This is a genomic window from Sorangium sp. So ce145 (genome assembly GCF_051525985.1).
In the GTDB taxonomy this organism is placed as follows: Bacteria; Myxococcota_A; Polyangia; order Polyangiales; family Polyangiaceae; genus Sorangium; species Sorangium cellulosum_B.
The window spans coordinates 9,126,225-9,141,444 of sequence record NZ_CP150315.1 but is presented as its reverse complement, the minus strand read 5'-3'; the positions used below and the strand labels follow the sequence as shown (position 1 = coordinate 9,141,444).

Below are 15,220 nucleotides of genomic sequence, written 5' to 3'. Positions count from 1 at the left end.
CGGGGGGGGAAGCCGTCACGGGCGCTCTGGTCTACACACTTAGCAGGATGCGGGCCAGGGTCATCCTTCAGGCTTTCCCCGGGTTTTCCCTGAGGCAAACGTCCGATGCCTTTCATTCGTGAGATCGGGGCTTGCAGACATGGCAGCTCGGTCGCCCTGAAGGCAGGCGTTGACGAGCGCCGCGTCGCCCGGCAGCGCGGCGAGGAAGGCCGGCGCCTCTGCGCTCGCCACCTTGAACAAGGTGTCACCGAGGGTGACGTACCAGTCCCCGTCGAACCAGCGCCCGTGTCCGAGGTCGCTGCTGATCTCCTCCGGGGCGGCGCCAGGCCGCCCGATGTAACGCTTCTTGTCGTTGAGGAACATGACCTCGCCGGTGTCGCTGATGCCGTCGTGCCCGATGCGCAGCTCCTGCTGATCGAACCGGCTCGGCGTTGCGAAGTCGCTCAGCTGGTGCTCGTCGCCCGCGGGGGTCCGCAGCCATACCTGGTTGACGGCCCCGTCGCTCTTCAGGTAGGCCGCATACCCTGCGTGCAGCAGCAGCCCTGCCGCATCGCCGGTCCTGGAGTCGCCGAGGAACACCTCCGCGCCGCCGGCCGTGTAGAGGTAGCTCGAGCTCACGGACCCGTTCCACCACCGGCCGGCGACGTTCGTCCCGTCGGTGATCGGCCGTTGCAAGTAGCCGGGATGGTTCCCGAGGCGGATCTCGCCGGGCCCGCGGATCCACGGCTCTTCGTGCGTGCTGTAGTAGGTGTCGCCTGACGCCGTGATGTCCGCCTGGAACGGCGACGCGCTGCCAGGGTCGAGCCACAAGCTCGTCTCGGTGCCTGTCGAGAACGTGTGCACGATGGCCTCGTCGTCGTCGGCCCTCGTCCACAGGAGCGTATCGCCGTTCACCGCGTCGAGGCGGCCCTGCCTGGGCGTCCGGTCCAGCGCGCCGTCCTTCCACAGGAAGACATATCCGTACCACGCTTGCATGGCGACGCCAGACGGCGTGAGCGCCCCGTAACCAGGCTTGTGCATCCAATCATGGTGCATCCGGAGCTCCCCGAGCCACGTCACCTGCTGCGTCATGCGATCGACGACGCCGATCTGGAGCGCGTGATCGATGAACAGGACGCGCGTCGCGTCGAAATCGAGGATGGCGCCGGGGGCGCGCTGGACGGCGGTGAGCTTCGGGCTCCGCTCGACGTAGACGCGCGGGAGCGCCCAGTCGTGGAAGCCGAGTCCCCCGCCGAGGGTCGGCCCGTACCAGATGGGGCCCACGTCGTCCGTCGCTTCGAGCCTGATCGTGAGCACCTCGCCCGACTGAAGCGGCGATGACAGGGAGTGCAGCACGTCCATCCTCCCTGGCACCGACGACGGGACGCCCACCAGCACCTCATCGCGCACCTGGCTCCGGACGCGCGCCTTGAGCTGCGTGCAGGAATAGGGAGGCGTCCCCACGCACGTCGCAGCGATGCGGGTGTCCCCGGTCAGCGTGCGGTTTGGCCGCGGGCTCGCCACCCAGACGCTGGGCGGCGCGTACTTGTGCACGGTATACTGCCGCGTCGACGCCCTTCCGAGCTTGTCGTACGCGGTGAACGTCAAGGTGTGAGGGCCGTAGGGCACCGCGCTCGTGTCGATCGTCGCGTAGTAGCGATCGTTGTAGTCGTTGAAGGTGAGCGGGGTCGTCACCCCTGCGTATTCCGCTTCGACGGAATAGACATCTTCGTACGGTATTGCGGCGATGCTGACCTGGATGTTGTTGAAGTCGGATATTGCGCTCTTGTCATCTTTTCTCCAGGTGGTTCGTCCGAAGAACTGAATCTGGTCCAGGACCACCTCCGCCAGCGCGGAGGTGGTCGAGAGGGACATCCACGACGCGACCGCGCAACCGGCGAGCGTCCGAGGGAAACGCATGGGGCCTCCGGGGCTAGCACGCGGCTCTGATGCCGCCGCGGTTCGCCCCGTTCAACCGGCGGGCCCGCGACGCGGCGGGAGCGGCCGGGGTCAGGAGGCGGTCAGTGGAAGCACACCTCGAGCGAGGGGCGGTCGCCGAGGATGTCGTGCTCGCTCGAGCGGTAGCTGGTGCGCGCCGTCAGGTCCTCCTCCAGGAGGAAACCGTGGTTCGGGTGCACGCCGTCGACCCACGCCTGGACGAGCTCGGTCAGGTCGACGGTCGCGACGCCGGACGAGGCCCCGAGGAACGTCGCCTCGACGGCCGGCTCGAAGCTGTCGGCGAAGCTGCTCCAGGTCACCGTGGACTCCGCCCAGGAGGCGTTGATGCGGTGCACCCGGATCTCGCCCGTGCCGGAGCTGTAGAGCGTGGTGCTGAACGTGGCCGACGCGACGGTGGCCCCGTACGGGATGGAGTCGAGCTCGAAGCGGTACAGCGCGTTCTTCTCCGCACCGTTGCTCAGGCCCGTGTGGACATAGGAAGAGCTGCCCTCGTTGTAGCTCGGGTACAGCGCCCAGATCGCCGTGTCCGCCACCTGGCCGAAGGTGCCCCGCTGGATCGTCACGCAGGGGTCGCACGCGTCGCCGACGCCGTCACCGTCGCTGTCGGCCTGGCCGGGGTTATGGTAGCCCACGCAGTTGTCCGCCGAGTCGCAGATCCCGTCGGTGTCCCCGTCGGAGTTCGCGGACCGGAAGCAGACGTCGCAGGCGTCGCCCACGCCGTCATGGTCGCCGTCTTCCTGGCCGGGGTTCGGCGTGGCCGCGCAGTTGTCGCAGGCGTCGCCTACGCCGTCGCCGTCGGCGTCGCTCTGGTCGGGGTTGTAGTGGTAGTCGCAGTTGTCCGCCACTCCGCAGAGCCCATCCCAGTCGAAGGCGTCCGATTCTGGGCCTACGCACTCGTCGCAGGGGTCGCCGATCCCGTCACCGTCGCTGTCTTCCTGGCCGGAGTTCGCCCCGCTCGCGCAGTTGTCGCAGGCGTCGCCCACGCCGTCGCCATCGATGTCGCTCTGGTCCGGGTGGCCGTAGTAGGGGCAGTTGTCCGCCAAGTCGCAGAGCCCATCTGCGTCGGGGTCGGACGTCCCTCCTCGGTCGCAGTAGTCGCAAGCGTCGCCCACGCCGTCAATGTCGAAGTCGAACTGGTCCGGGTTGTAGTAGTAGCAGTTGTCCACCGAGTCGCAGATCCCGTCGTTGTCCTCGTCGGAGTCCGCGGACGCGTAGCAGGCGTCGCAGAGCCTACCGCCGTCTGCGTCGTACGACCCTGATCCGTCGCAGCGGTCGCAAGCGTCGCCGAACCCGTCGCCGTCGGCGTCGCTCTGGTCCGGGTTGTAGTCGTAGGGGCAGGTGTCCGCCCCGTCGTCGCAGAAGCTATCGCGGTCGACGTCGTACGACCCCGGGCCCACGCAGCGGTCGCAAGCGTCGCCGAACCCGTCGCCGTCGGCGTCGCTCTGGTCCGGGTTGTAGACGTCAAAGCAGTTGTCGCACCCCGAGCCCGCACCCGCCGTGACGCCGTCGCCATCCCCGTCCAGGTTCCCCACGGAGGGGGCATTGAGCGCGTAGCCTAGGCAGATATCCCGATCGGCGCAGCGCGCGATGGGGCGGGACAGGTTGCCGTCGAACAGACACGCTGACGCCGCCCCCTCGTCCGACGCGACGTCGATGCGCACGTAGCCCCACGCAACGAAATGATCACCGACCGTCGCGACCCGGAAGTCGTTACAGCTCATGGGGTTGTAGAGCTCGAGCAACGCCGGATCGGTGATGCTCGCCCGGAGCGGCGAGACGTTGCACCCGCAGTCGTTCGAGCTTGGCACGGTGTCGAGCAGCGTGCCGTTCATGTACAGCGCGAAGCTGGTGTCCGCGCCGCAGTCGGCGTGGGCGATGGTGTACGTGATCGCGGTGGTGGCCGCGTGCGCCGCATCGGGCAGCAGCGCGAAGCCGAACAACAAGCCAGGCGTACAGAATGGCAAAAAGCCAATTTTGCGGTGAAGGCGCATCGTTCCTCCTCGGTTTCGGGGCGCTCGCACCGGAGCGCACGGGGCAGGGAGCACATCGGATCTGCCCGGAGACCCGCCGGGCCGCGCTGCGCCCGTCGAGCTGCACGGTCCAGAGTTCGTCGCTTCCCACCCTAGATGCGACAGCGCTTGCCAAAATTCACCGTCCGGTGAGGATCGCCGCGGCGGGGTCGCTGGAGGCTCGAACGCCACCGTCATGACGATGGCCGCCTCGACTCCTTCCCGTGCGCGTCTTCCGGCCTCGCTCCGCTTTCGTGTCCGCGCTGGTACGCCCCCGGGGTCCCGCCGATCACGCGCCGGAAGGCGCGCGTGAACGAGGATCAGACAGCCGTCCCGGCGATCCCCGAGATCGGCGCAGTCCACGGTCGCGGAGTCCTCCGAATCGGACAGCGCGCAGGGATCGCCGTCCAGAACGAGGAAGAGATCGTGCGCGCCGAGCAGCCTCGGCTCCAGCGTGGTGTAGACGAACCACCACAGCCGAGTGAGCTCGTTGGGTCTGTTGATTTTTGTAGGCGGATCAGTGGATCGTACCTTTGAACGTTATGTCGACTGCCGGTCGTTGGCGGGAAATTCTTGACAGGTCGGAATGGCTTTGCGCGGGCTATCCTCGCGAGGCCGCGTTCGGGCGCCGGACGCGGGCGCAGCACGCCGCGGGCGAGGCGACCGGCGCCCTCTGGCCCACCGGCCGCGTCGCCGAGGTCGCCGAGCCCACCTACGTCGGGATCGCGGCCTCGCCGGGCCCGTGACCGCGCCCCGCGCAGCGCGCCTCGGGCTCGTCGCTGCGGCGCTCGCCGCGTCGGCGCTCGTCGCCGCGGCGCGCCCCGCGCGCGCGTCGTCCGGCGAGCAGACCGCGTCGCTGAGCTGGGTGCGGCTCGCCGGCGCCGAGGCGTGCGTCGGGGCGCGCGCGCTCGCGCAGGCGGTGGAGGCGCGCCTCGGGCGCGCGGCGCTCGTCTCGGCCGCCCGCGCCGAGCTCACCGTCGAAGGGCGCATCGAGCCGGGGGGCACGGGCGGGTGGCGCGCCGAGATCGCTGTCGCCGACGCGGGCGGCGCGGTGCTCGGGACGCGCGAGATCGCGACGGCGTCGCCGCGCTGCAGCGCGATCGACGACGAGCTCGCCCTGGCCATCGCGCTCATGATCGACCCCAGCGCGAAGCTGTCCCCCGGCGCGCCTCCGCTGGCGGCGCCGGCGCCGCCTCCAGCGCCGTCGCCCGCGCCCTCGCCGCCGGCGCCGCAGGTCATCGTGCAGCGCGTCCTGGTCCCGGTCCCGCCGCCGGCACCTCCGCCGCCGGCGCCGTGGCGCGTCGAGGTCGGCGCCGGCCCGCTCTTCGGGCTCGGCCTCCTGCCCTCGCCCGGCATCGCCGCCGCGCTCCGCGCGCGCCTCACGCCCCCGCGGTCCTGGTCGTTCGAGGTCGGGGGGGCGATCTGGCTCCCGAACGAGGCGACCACCGGCGCCTCCTCGACGCGCTTCTCCTGGGGCGAGGGGTTCGTGTCCGCGTGCCCGGTCTCGCTCGGGGGCGAGACGCGGCTCTCCGCGTGCGCGGGCGTCCGGCTCGGCGCGCTCCAGGTCGGCGGCCTCGGGTTCGGCGTCGACCGCGCCGACGAGCGCCTGACCGCGGGCGGCGCGCTCGACGTCCGCCTCACCCGGCAGCTCGCCGGCCCGCTCACCGTGGGGGGCGGGCTCGGGCTGATCGTGCCGATCGTGCGCGACACCTTCTACTACATCGACGCGCAGGGCCGGGATCGCGAGGTCTTCCGGATGGCGCCGCTCGCCGGGGCGGCGGACGTCGTTATTGGCGTCGATTTCCCGTGATACTTCCGTAGCTTCCGCTGATTTTTCTGATTCGAAGCCCGGCGTCGCTTTTCTTTCAGAAAACCGCGCGCTCGCGACCATCAAGGTCAGGGCCCGGCTTCCTTGCGCCCCGGCCTCTCGCGATGACCCTCGAGGAGATTTTCGAAGAGAACGCGGCGTACGTGTGGCGCGTGCTGCGGAGGCTCGGCGTCGGCGAGGCCGACGTCGAGGACGTCTGTCAGGAAGTCTTCCTCACGGTGCATCGGAAGCTCGACACCTTCGACGGCAGCTCGGCGCTGCGCACGTGGCTCTACGGCATCTGCCTGCGGCTCGCGTCGGAGTACCGGCGGCGGCCGCACCGGCGGCGCGAGGAGGTGGCCGAGGCCGTTCCGGAGCAGGTCATGGCCGCGCCGCAGGACGAGACGCTCGATCGCCGCCGCGCGCTCGACCGGCTCGACGCGGCGCTCGATCAGCTCGACGACGACAAGCGCGCGGTGTTCGTCCTGTACGAGATCGAGCAGGTGCCCATGGCGGAGATCGCGAAGGCGGCGGGGTGCCCGCTGCAGACGGCGTACTCGCGGCTGCGCGCGGCGCGGGTGCAGATCGAGGCGGCGATGCGCCGGTACGAGCTCGGCGCGCCGCGGGGCGGGGCCGCGCGGATCACCGAGGGGAGCAACGTATGAGCGGCGATCCTCGCAAGCAGATCGGCTCGGAGGGCGGCTCGGACGTGCTCCGCCTGGCCCTCGAAGCGGCCCGGCGCGACGCGCCGGACAAGGCGCAGCTCGCGCGTCTCGCGGCGCGGCTGCCGCTCCACCCTCCGGGCGGACCGGGCGGCGGCAAGGACCCCGGCGGCCCCGCGGGTGGCGGTGGACCGGCGACCGGCGGCGGCGCGGGCGCCCCGGCGACCGGCGTCGGCGAGAGCGCCCCGGCAACACACGCTCCGGCGGGGATCGCCGCGACCGGGGCTATCGCACCGCCGTCGGTGCTCTCCGGCCTGGCGGTCGGCGCGGCGCTCGGCGTCGTCCTCGTCGGGGCGGTGTGGCTCATGCCGTCGCGCTCGCAGCCGCCGCCCGCCGCGCCGCTGGCGCCGCCCGGCGCGGCGGTGGTCGCGGCCGCAGCCACGGCGGGGGCCGCAGCGGCGTCCGCCGCGGGGGCGCCGGAGGTGCCCGCGGAGGCGCCCCCCGCTGCGGAACCGCCGCGCGCGCGTCCTTCGGAGCCGCCGCGCGCGCGCGCGTCCGCCGTGACGGCCGGCGCGCCGCTGCCCGCGCGCGCGTCCGCCGTGACGGCCGGCGCGCCGCTGCCCGCGCGCGCGTCCGCCGCGACGACCGGCGCGCCTGCGGCGGGCGGCTCGGCGCAGGCGGCGCTGCCCGACGCGGAGACGGAGCTCGGCCTGCTGCAGCGCGCGCAGGACGCGCTCGCGGCGCGCCCTGCGGAGGCGCTCGCGCTCGCCGACGCCCACCTCGCGCGCTTCCCGGGCGGCGCGCTCGCCCAGGAGCGCGAGGTGATCGCGGTCGGCGCGCTGAAGGCGCTCGGCCGCGGCGGCGAGGCGCTCGCGCGCGCGAACCGCTTCGTCGCGGCGCACCCGAGCTCCGCCTACCGCCGCAGGCTCGAGATCCTCGTTCCGGAGCTGAGAGGCGCGCAGCGGTGACAGCAGGCCGCGGGCTGCCGTCGCCCCGGCGAGGCCAGGGCGCCGATCGGCGGATCTCTCGAGGTCACCGGCTCACGGCGTTGCCACACCGGACGCCGGTTGTAACGACTGCTCTGCTCGCGGCAAAGGAGGCTTTCTCGACGGCACGGTCGAGCTCGTGGGCAGCGATGCCGCGGAGCTCGTGGTGAAGCTCGAGGGGACAGACACCTTCGGCATCGACGTCAGCGGCGTCCACGACGCGCTCCGCTGCCCCTGAGCGCCGCTCGCCGCTCCTGCGCTGCGGCTCACCGTTCTCGCCGGCGCGGCCTCGAGGCGATCCAGCGCCGCCGCCTTGTTCAGGCCCGCCGTCGTACCCGAACGAAGATCGATCAGGAGATCATAAAAACAGACGAACGACGCCATTCATGGAGTGACAACGGGCTGCGCTGACAGGCCCGGGGAGATACGAATGCGACGCCTCGTGAACACATCCATTTCATTGTTCTTTGGGCTGATGATGCTCCAGACCTTCGGCGCCGGATGCACCGCCCTGGTGGAGGTCGGCGATGACAGCGACGACGGCGGTCAAGGTGCCGGGCCCGAGGATGGCGCCAATGGGACCGGCAGCGGCGGCGTCGGCGGCGACTCCAGCACCGGGGGCGGCTCGTCGGTTGGGAGTGGCGGCGACTCCAGCACCGGGGGCGGCTCGTCGGTCGGAAGTGGCGGCGACTCCAGCACCGGGGGCGGCTCGTCGGTAGGGAGTGGCGGCGACTCCAGCACCGGGGGCGCCTCGTCGGTAGGCGCCGGCGGTTCCGCCTCGACCGGGAGCGGCTCCGGGCCGGCGACGGCCGGCGCGATCGCGTTCTTCAGGAATGAGTCCCCCGGAGAGTCCGGGACCGGTTCGTCCGCCGGGCCGGGCACTTCTCCGAACGATCTCTTCATCGTCTTCGGCTCCCCGGTGAGCCGCTGCTCGGATCCATCCGGGACCACCGGCTGCGGCAACTGGCAGTGGAGCATCAGCATTCCCCCTGCGCTGCAGGTGCCCGGCATCATCGATCTGAGCGCGCCGGAGGTGTTGTTCTCGTACTACACTGTGAGCCGCCCTGACAGGGGCGGCTGCTGGTGGGGGGATGGCTCCTTCAGGTCCGGCACGATGGAGATCGTGAGCATCGACGCCGCGGAGGTCGTGATCCGGCTGAGCGGCACCGATACCCACGACTTCGACGCCAACGGCGAGTACACCGCAGCTCGATGCCCCTGACATCCCTGGCTCCGTGACGGAGAAGAATCCTCTCGTCGAGGGGCTGGCGATTCCCGAGCGAACGAGACGTTTGCTTGTTTCGATCTACGCCACGCGCTGATCGACGCTCCTGCGCGGTGATTCAGCCGTGCGCGGCGCGCAGCTGCGCGCGGACAGCCGACGGCGTCGCCCCGGTCTCGCGCCGAAACGCGCGCTGAAACGCCTGCACCGTGGCGAACCCGACCGCGTGGGCGATCTGCTGGTTCGACAGCGTCGTCTCGCGGAGCAGGCGGCGCGCGTGCTCGGTGCGCAGCGTCGCCCGGTACGCCATGGGCGGCGCGCCCGTGGCCTCGAGGAACCGCCGGGCGAGCGTGGCGCGCGAGACGCCCACCGTTCGCGCCAGGGTGTCGACGTCCCACGCGCGCGCCGGGTCCTGCACGAGCTCGGCGATCGCGCGGGCGACGACGACGTCCTGCGTGGCGCCGAGCGCGGCGAGCTTCGCGGGCTCGCGGTCGGCGAGCAGCCGCACGAGCTCGATGAGGATGAGCTCGAGCCAGCGACGGCGAGCCAGCCCCGCCCCCGGGCGCGCCTCGCGCAGCTCGCTCCGGAGGCGCGCCAGCGCGTCGGCAAACGAGGGCCGCGCCTCGATGGCCCGCGCGCCGGCGTGGATCACCGGCGGCAGGACCTGCAGCAAGGGGGCAAGCGCGTCGTGCTCGAACCGGAACACGCCGCACAGCGCGCGCGCCGCGGTGGCGCCGCGGCCGAGCACGCGCTCGCCGTCCTCCTCTCGCGCGACCTCGAGCCACCGGTCGAGGAGCACGGGCTTCGCCCTCGCGTCGCCGTGGTCGACGCGGTGCCCCACGTTCGGTCGCACCAGCGCCACGTCGCCCTGGTAGAGCGAGACCGCCTCTCGCCCGGCGCGCAGCACGCAGCTCCCCTCGGTCACGTGGTGGAGCACCAGGATCGGACGCGCCGGAAGATCGAGCGCCCAGGCCCCTCGCGCAGCGGTCCGGCAGACGAGCTCGGACGAGAGTTTTGCCATGGAAAATCGGCTCGAAAGCGGATCATCCTGGTACATGGTGCGATCCTAACGATGATCCAGAACGCGCGCAACGTGAGCGTCTGGGGACATTCGTTGCGCGCGTCGGCCATCGCGGGCGCGTCCGCCGAGGGCTACATCCAGCCCATGGACAACGCCACCGTCGCTTCCTCCGCCTCGTCCCTCCCGTCGCGCCGCCTCGGCGGCGCGGGCATCGCCACGCTGCTCACCGGCCTCACCCTGTGCTTCATCGGCGCGCGCTTCCTGGTTGTCCCCGGCGCCGCGGCTGCGGCCTTCGGCGTGCCGCTCGCTGGCCTCGCCGCGTACGCTGTCGCCAAGGGAGCGCGCGACCTCTCCGTCGGCGCCTTGCTCATCGCCTTCACGCTCCTTGGCGAGCGGCGCGCCGCGGCGCTCGCGCTGCTCCTCGGCTCCGTGATCCCCGTCGTCGACGGAGCCATCGTGCTCGCGTGGCGCGGCGCTCACCCGGGCTACCTCGCGATCCACTGGGGCACCGCCGTGTTCTGCATCGCGCTCGGCGCGCTGCAGCTCCGCCGCCGTGCGTGATCCTTCCAGGTGCTTGAAGGAGTCCGATCGGGGCGATGGTCGATCACAGGGAGTGGTGGGCGCCGGCGGCTCCTCGCCGACGTCTCCGAGCGCGAAGCCATCGTGGCGCTCCTGATCCGTCTCGGCATCCCCACCGAGCCGCCGCCCATCGTCAAGGCCCGCGCTGGGCGTGGCGGACGAGCGCGCCGCGCTCTCGTCGCGCTCGTGAGCGCTCAGGGCGACCGCTTCCGCGGCCGCGGGATGCCGTAGTCCTTAACCCCGTCAAAGCGGTAGTGATCGTGCATAGGTCTGCTTAGGAATCGCGATCGTGTCCCAGTGTGGACTGTCGAAAGGGCTGCCAGGCTCCCCTAGGTTGCCCTTGAATCAACTCGATGCGCCCTATCTCGCCATCGATCCTACGCAGCATTCGATAGGCTGAGCCATGGAAGATGTCATCGCCGAACGGATTTAACCTGGTGGCGCTTCGCAGACGTATCGTGCGTCCGTCCTGGCTCATTGTGGCTACGACGTCGATCCCCTCTTCTGAGAGATGCATCAGTTTGTCGAGTTGCCGCTCATCTGGCGCCGCGATCAGACGCACTTCCCAGTCACGCACCCATACACCGTCGTCGCCTTGAATCCATTGCGGTGCTGCTATGGGAAACAACTGTTCTGCTCGATAGTTGTCCGTCATGATTCCTCTGCGGGCGTCCCGCGCCCTGGGCGCCGGGGGTGCGGCGCTTCCGTCGCGCTCGTGAGCGCTCAGGGCGACCGCTTGCGCGGCCGCGGGATGCCGTACTCGTCGATTCGGTTGATCAGCGTGCGCAGCGAGACGCCGAGGAGCTTGGCGGCGCGCGTCTGGTTGCCCGCGGACCGCTCGAGGGCCTCGACGACGCGCTGCCGGTCGGCGGCCTTCATCTCGAGCCGGAGCCTCGCCAGGGCGTCACCGCTCGGCGGCGGCGCGTCGGCCGGCGGCAGCCCGGTGCCGCTGGGCGGAGGTGGCGGCAGCGCGGCGCGGCCCGACGGGGGGGCGTCGCCGCTCGACGGGGGCGCGGCGCCGGCGGGCGGCAGCGCGGCGCCGCTGGGCGGCAGCGCGGCGCCGCTGGGCGGCAGCGCGGCGCCGCTCGGCGGCAATGGCGGCGGCGGGGGGATGGTGCCGCTCGGCCGCGACGCGGCGCCGCTCGACGGGGGCGTGGCGCCGTTCATCAGGTGCGGCGGCAGATCGGCGGGCAGGACCGACTCCCCCGCGCACAGGACCGCCGCGCGCTCGATCACGTTGCGCAGCTCGCGCACGTTCCCCGGCCAGGCGTACGCCTCGAGGGCGGCGAGCGCCTCCGGCGAGATGCGCGGCGCGCCGCGCTGGTCGAGCTGCAGGCACGCCTCCTCGAGGAACCTGCCGGCGAGCGGGCCGATCTCGGCGACCCGCTCGCGGAGCGGCGGGACGACGAGGGAGATGCCGTTCAGCCGGAAGTAGAGGTCCTGGCGGAAGGCGCCGCGCGCGATCTCCGCCTCGAGATCGCGGTTGGTCGCCGCCACGAAGCGGAGATCGAGCCGGCGGGGGGTGCGGCCCCCGATGCGGAGCACCTTCCGGTCCTCGAGGACGCGGAGCAGCTTCGCCTGGAACGCGAGGGGCAGCTCGCCGATCTCGTCGAGGAACAGCGTGCCGCCGTGGGCCGCCTCGAGCAGGCCAGGGCGCGCGTGGCTGGCGCCCGTGAAGGCGCTCTTCTCGTGGCCGAAGAGCTCGCCCTCGAGGAGCGATGGCGGCAGCGCGGCGCAGTTCAGCTCGACGTAAGGCCCGCTCGACCGCGGAGAGCGCGCGTGGAGGGTCCGGGCGAGCACCTCCTTGCCCACCCCCGTCTCGCCCAGGATGAGCACGCTGATGGGGCTCCGCGCGGCGCGGGCGGCCTGCTCGTAGAGCGCCAGCATCGCCGGGGCCAGCAGCACGATGTCCGCGGGCGGCTTTCCGCGGTCGGGCTCTTCGGCCGCCCCGCCGGGCGCGCGGCCGACGACGACGGTGGTCGCGCCGAGGTTGAAGCGCTCGCCGACGCCGACCTCGGCGCTCTCCCGCGAGAGGCGCCGCAGGCGGTGCGTGCGCGCCGTCAGCGCGCGGGCCTGCGGCTCGCCGACGAAGGTGCCGTTGGCGCTCCCGAGGTCCTCGATCCGGAGCGGCGGGCCGACGTGGAGGGCCGCGTGCCGGCGCGACACCGAGCGATCGTCGATCCGCACGTCGCACCCCTCGTCGCGCCCGAGGACGACGCGGCCGTGGGGCGGCAGCGGGGCGAAGGTGATCGTGCTGCCGGCCACGATCGCGAGCCGGAGCGTCGTCGCGCAGGAGCCCCGCACATCGCTGCCGGGAAAGCCTTCGTCCACGAGCACATCCTACGCGGCGCCGCGCGCCGCCGTGCGCTGGTTCGGCGTTGATCTGCACGAAGATTTGCACGAATCGTGCAAGACCGTGCAGAGCGCCGGCACCGCGCGGGCGATCGCGCGGCCGATCGTGCAGGCGGGTGCACGATCGGCGCACCGGTCCGCCGGCGCTCTCGCGCGGCGGCGCCGCGAATCGCTGGGTCCGCTGCTCGGCACACCTCCTGCTGTCCAGGAATTCGGGCGCTCGCGAGCGTCGATGGCGACCTCGGCGACGGCGCGCGAAAGCGCGCCCGAGCGGGCTCTGCAGCGGCGCGACCCGGCCCCCCACGGATCACGGATCAGGAGCGAGCATGTGCACCGAGCATGGATTTTTCAATCGCAGGCGCCTTCTCCAGGGGCTGGGCCGCACGGCGGCGGTGGCCGCGTTCGCGCCGGCGGTCCTGTCGGCCAGGGTGGCTGAGGCGCATATCCAGACGACGTACGAGCGGCTCGTCCCTGGGCGGCCCGAGGGCGTCGGCCTGTGCTCGGAGCGCATCGAGGACGTCTTCGCGCGCATCCAGCGACGGGTGACCGACGGCCTCTTCCCGGGCGCGGTCGCCCTGGTGGCGCGGCGGGGGAGGATCGTCGGGCACCGGGCGTTCGGCTCCCGGGTCCGCGGCGCGGACGAGCCGATGACGCTCGACACGCTGTTCGACCTGCTCTCCATCACCAAGGTCCTCGCGACGTCGACGTCGGCGGTGATCCTCGTGGAGGACGGCGTGCTGCGGATGAACGATCGGGTGGCCGACTTCATCCCGGAGTTCGCGGCCAACGGCAAGCAGGCCATCAAGGTGCGCGACATGCTCCGGTACACGGCCGGCTTGCCGCTGGACAGCCAGTTCCTGGACGACCCGGACGCCGAGCGCGTCTGGCAGCGCATGGCGGAGGCGCCGCTCGAGTACGTGCCTGGCACGCAGGTGCTCTACAGCGATCTCACCTACCGCCTCCTCGGGCGGGTGATCGAGGTCGCCTCGGGCATGGATCTCGACGCCTTCGCGAAGGCGCGCATCTGGGGCCCGCTCGGCATGAGCGACACGACCTTCAACCCGCCGGCGGCGCTCATCTCGCGGACCGCGGCCACGGGCTACTCCGAGCTCCGGGGGAGGGTGCTGCGCGGCGAGGTGCAGGATGAGCAGGATCACGCGCTCGGCGGGATCGCCGGCTGTGATGGCGTCTTCTCGACGGCGCGGGACATCGCGGTGTTCTGCCAGATGATCCTGAACGGCGGCAGGTACGGCGGCGTCCGCGTCCTGAGCCGCCAGGCCGCCGCCGCGATGGTGAGCAACCAGACGCCCGAGGTGAGGGCGTCGGAGACCGACGTATCGCCGATAGCGAACCTCCTGTTGACGCCCAAGGGCTATGGCTGGGAGCTCGCGACCCACCGCTTCTCCAGCGGCGGGTCGCGCCTCTCGAGCGGCTCTTACGGCAAGGCGGGCGGCACCGGGTGCTTCCTGTGGATCGATCGCCGCCGCGAGCTGATCGGGGTCATCTTGACGAACCACGGCGTGCCGACGCCGTTCGACGAGATCGGCTGGAACCGGATGCTCGATGCGGTCGGGAACACGGAGTTCTTCGACGGGATCGTCAACGCCGTCATCGACGACTGAGCCCGGCGCGGGCTCACTTGCCGCAGCCGACGCGCTCCGAGTGGAGCGCGAGGTCGTCGTACCACATCGTCTTGGCCCCGCCGTGGTACTTCTCGAACCCGAACTTGAAGAGCTTGTAGTCGTACGGGCCCCAGTCCGTGACGTGCATCGCGTTGACCTCGGTGCCGTCCACGAACACGCTCACCGAGCGGCCCGGCCCGTCGTAGTGGAACTCGAGGCAGTACCAGGTGTTCGCGACGAGCTTCACGCCGCCGCTGCACATGTACATTCCGCCGTTCGAGAGCATCTCTTTGTCGTCGCTCTTGCGGTTCAGCTCGAGCTGACACTGGTGCTCGCCGATGCGGATCTGCTCCCCGTTGTTGGGATCCCCGTTGCCTTCCACGGCCGCGACATACGTGTTGTGGCCCATCTGGATGTCGGTGGCGCTCTTGAGGTAGATCCTGCCCCAGAACTTGCTCGGCACGGCCACGCCGAGCATCTGGCTGAAGTCCGTGCCCGTGACCTTGACGGAGCGCGAGCCGCTGTGACCGGTGCTGTCCAGCGTCACGAACTCGCCCATCCTCGGCCGCAGGTAGTCCGGGAAGAACTGGATCTCGGAAGGCAGCGAGCCGCCCTCGAAGTCGGAGCAGAAGATGCTGCACCCGCCGGGATCCGTGCCCCCGGTCGCCGCCGTGCTGGTCGTTGTGTCGCCGGTTCCGGTGCTCGTGGTGGTCGTGGTGACGTCGCCTGAGCCGCTGCTCGCGGCGCTGCTGCTGGCGGCGCCGCCCGTGCCGCTGCTCGTCGTCGCGCTGCCGCTGCCGCTGCCGCTCGTGGCGCCGCCGCCGCCGCTCGTGGCGCCGCCGCTGGTCGCGCCGGGGCCGGAGGAGGTGCTCCCGGGGCCCGGGCCCGCGGCGTCGTCGCCCGACCCGCCGGCGCCGCCGGCCCCGGAGCTGGATTCGCCGCCGCACGCGGCCACGGACGCGAGCGTGTACATGGCAAAGAAGGCAAAGGAACGAGCCGAGAAGGACATACGGGGAGATCTC

The 15,220-nt window shown here is 71.7% G+C and carries 12 protein-coding genes; 6 read left to right on the top strand and 6 right to left on the bottom strand.

The annotated features are described in order from the left end of the window. Nucleotides 1-60: 60 nt before the first annotated feature. Both WMF34_RS33900 and WMF34_RS33895 read right to left on the bottom strand, forming a co-directional pair. Nucleotides 61-1,899 carry a hypothetical protein gene (locus WMF34_RS33900; RefSeq protein WP_437990402.1) on the bottom strand — a complete coding sequence of 613 codons (1,839 nt, stop codon included), beginning with the start codon at nucleotides 1,897-1,899 and terminating at the stop codon, nucleotides 61-63. 101 nt (nucleotides 1,900-2,000) lie between these two features. Continuing rightward, entirely contained in the window at nucleotides 2,001-3,881 is a 1,881-nt protein-coding gene (locus WMF34_RS33895; protein WP_437990401.1) for a thrombospondin type 3 repeat-containing protein, read from the bottom strand. 808 nt (nucleotides 3,882-4,689) lie between these two features. Between WMF34_RS33895 and WMF34_RS33890 the strand changes: the two genes are divergently transcribed. From WMF34_RS33890 to WMF34_RS33875, 4 genes are all read left to right on the top strand, one after another. Further along, nucleotides 4,690-5,757, top strand: a complete 1,068-nt coding sequence (locus WMF34_RS33890; protein ID WP_044966440.1) for a hypothetical protein — start codon at nucleotides 4,690-4,692, stop codon at nucleotides 5,755-5,757. A gap of 122 nt (nucleotides 5,758-5,879) precedes the next feature. Continuing rightward, the gene (locus tag WMF34_RS33885) at nucleotides 5,880-6,419 is read left to right on the top strand and encodes an RNA polymerase sigma factor (RefSeq protein ID WP_437990400.1); all 540 of its coding nucleotides are present in this window, start codon (nucleotides 5,880-5,882) and stop codon (nucleotides 6,417-6,419) included. Continuing rightward, entirely contained in the window at nucleotides 6,416-7,384 is a 969-nt protein-coding gene (locus tag WMF34_RS33880; RefSeq protein WP_437990399.1) for a hypothetical protein, read from the top strand. The genes WMF34_RS33885 and WMF34_RS33880 overlap by 4 nt, the downstream gene beginning before the upstream one ends. Nucleotides 7,385-7,844: 460 nt before the next feature. Then, nucleotides 7,845-8,624 carry a hypothetical protein gene (locus tag WMF34_RS33875; protein WP_437990398.1) on the top strand — a complete coding sequence of 260 codons (780 nt, stop codon included), beginning with the start codon at nucleotides 7,845-7,847 and terminating at the stop codon, nucleotides 8,622-8,624. A gap of 121 nt (nucleotides 8,625-8,745) precedes the next feature. On the opposite strand, the gene WMF34_RS33870 is transcribed toward WMF34_RS33875, so the two are convergent. Then, on the bottom strand, nucleotides 8,746-9,681 hold the full coding sequence (locus tag WMF34_RS33870) for a cupin domain-containing protein (RefSeq protein WP_437990397.1): 936 nt from the start codon (nucleotides 9,679-9,681) through the stop codon (nucleotides 8,746-8,748). 15 nt (nucleotides 9,682-9,696) lie between these two features. Between WMF34_RS33870 and WMF34_RS33865 the strand changes: the two genes are divergently transcribed. Beyond that, nucleotides 9,697-10,206, top strand: coding sequence for a DUF4267 domain-containing protein (locus WMF34_RS33865; protein ID WP_437990396.1), 510 nt, complete (start codon nucleotides 9,697-9,699; stop codon nucleotides 10,204-10,206). Nucleotides 10,207-10,498: 292 nt separating this feature from the next. Here WMF34_RS33865 and WMF34_RS33860 read toward each other — a convergent pair whose 3' ends face one another. Continuing rightward, complete coding sequence (locus WMF34_RS33860) at nucleotides 10,499-10,879, bottom strand: hypothetical protein (RefSeq protein ID WP_437990395.1); 381 nt, start codon at nucleotides 10,877-10,879, stop codon at nucleotides 10,499-10,501. 68 nt (nucleotides 10,880-10,947) lie between these two features. After that, the gene (locus WMF34_RS33855; RefSeq protein WP_437990394.1) at nucleotides 10,948-12,555 is read right to left on the bottom strand and encodes a sigma 54-interacting transcriptional regulator; all 1,608 of its coding nucleotides are present in this window, start codon (nucleotides 12,553-12,555) and stop codon (nucleotides 10,948-10,950) included. Nucleotides 12,556-12,902: 347 nt separating this feature from the next. Here WMF34_RS33855 and WMF34_RS33850 point away from each other — a divergent pair, with 347 nt between their 5' ends. Beyond that, entirely contained in the window at nucleotides 12,903-14,198 is a 1,296-nt protein-coding gene (locus tag WMF34_RS33850; RefSeq protein WP_437990393.1) for a serine hydrolase domain-containing protein, read from the top strand. 13 nt (nucleotides 14,199-14,211) lie between these two features. Here the strand turns inward: WMF34_RS33850 and WMF34_RS33845 are convergent, their stop codons facing one another. Then, nucleotides 14,212-15,207, bottom strand: a complete 996-nt coding sequence (locus tag WMF34_RS33845; RefSeq protein WP_437990392.1) for a hypothetical protein — start codon at nucleotides 15,205-15,207, stop codon at nucleotides 14,212-14,214. Nucleotides 15,208-15,220 lie beyond the last annotated feature (13 nt).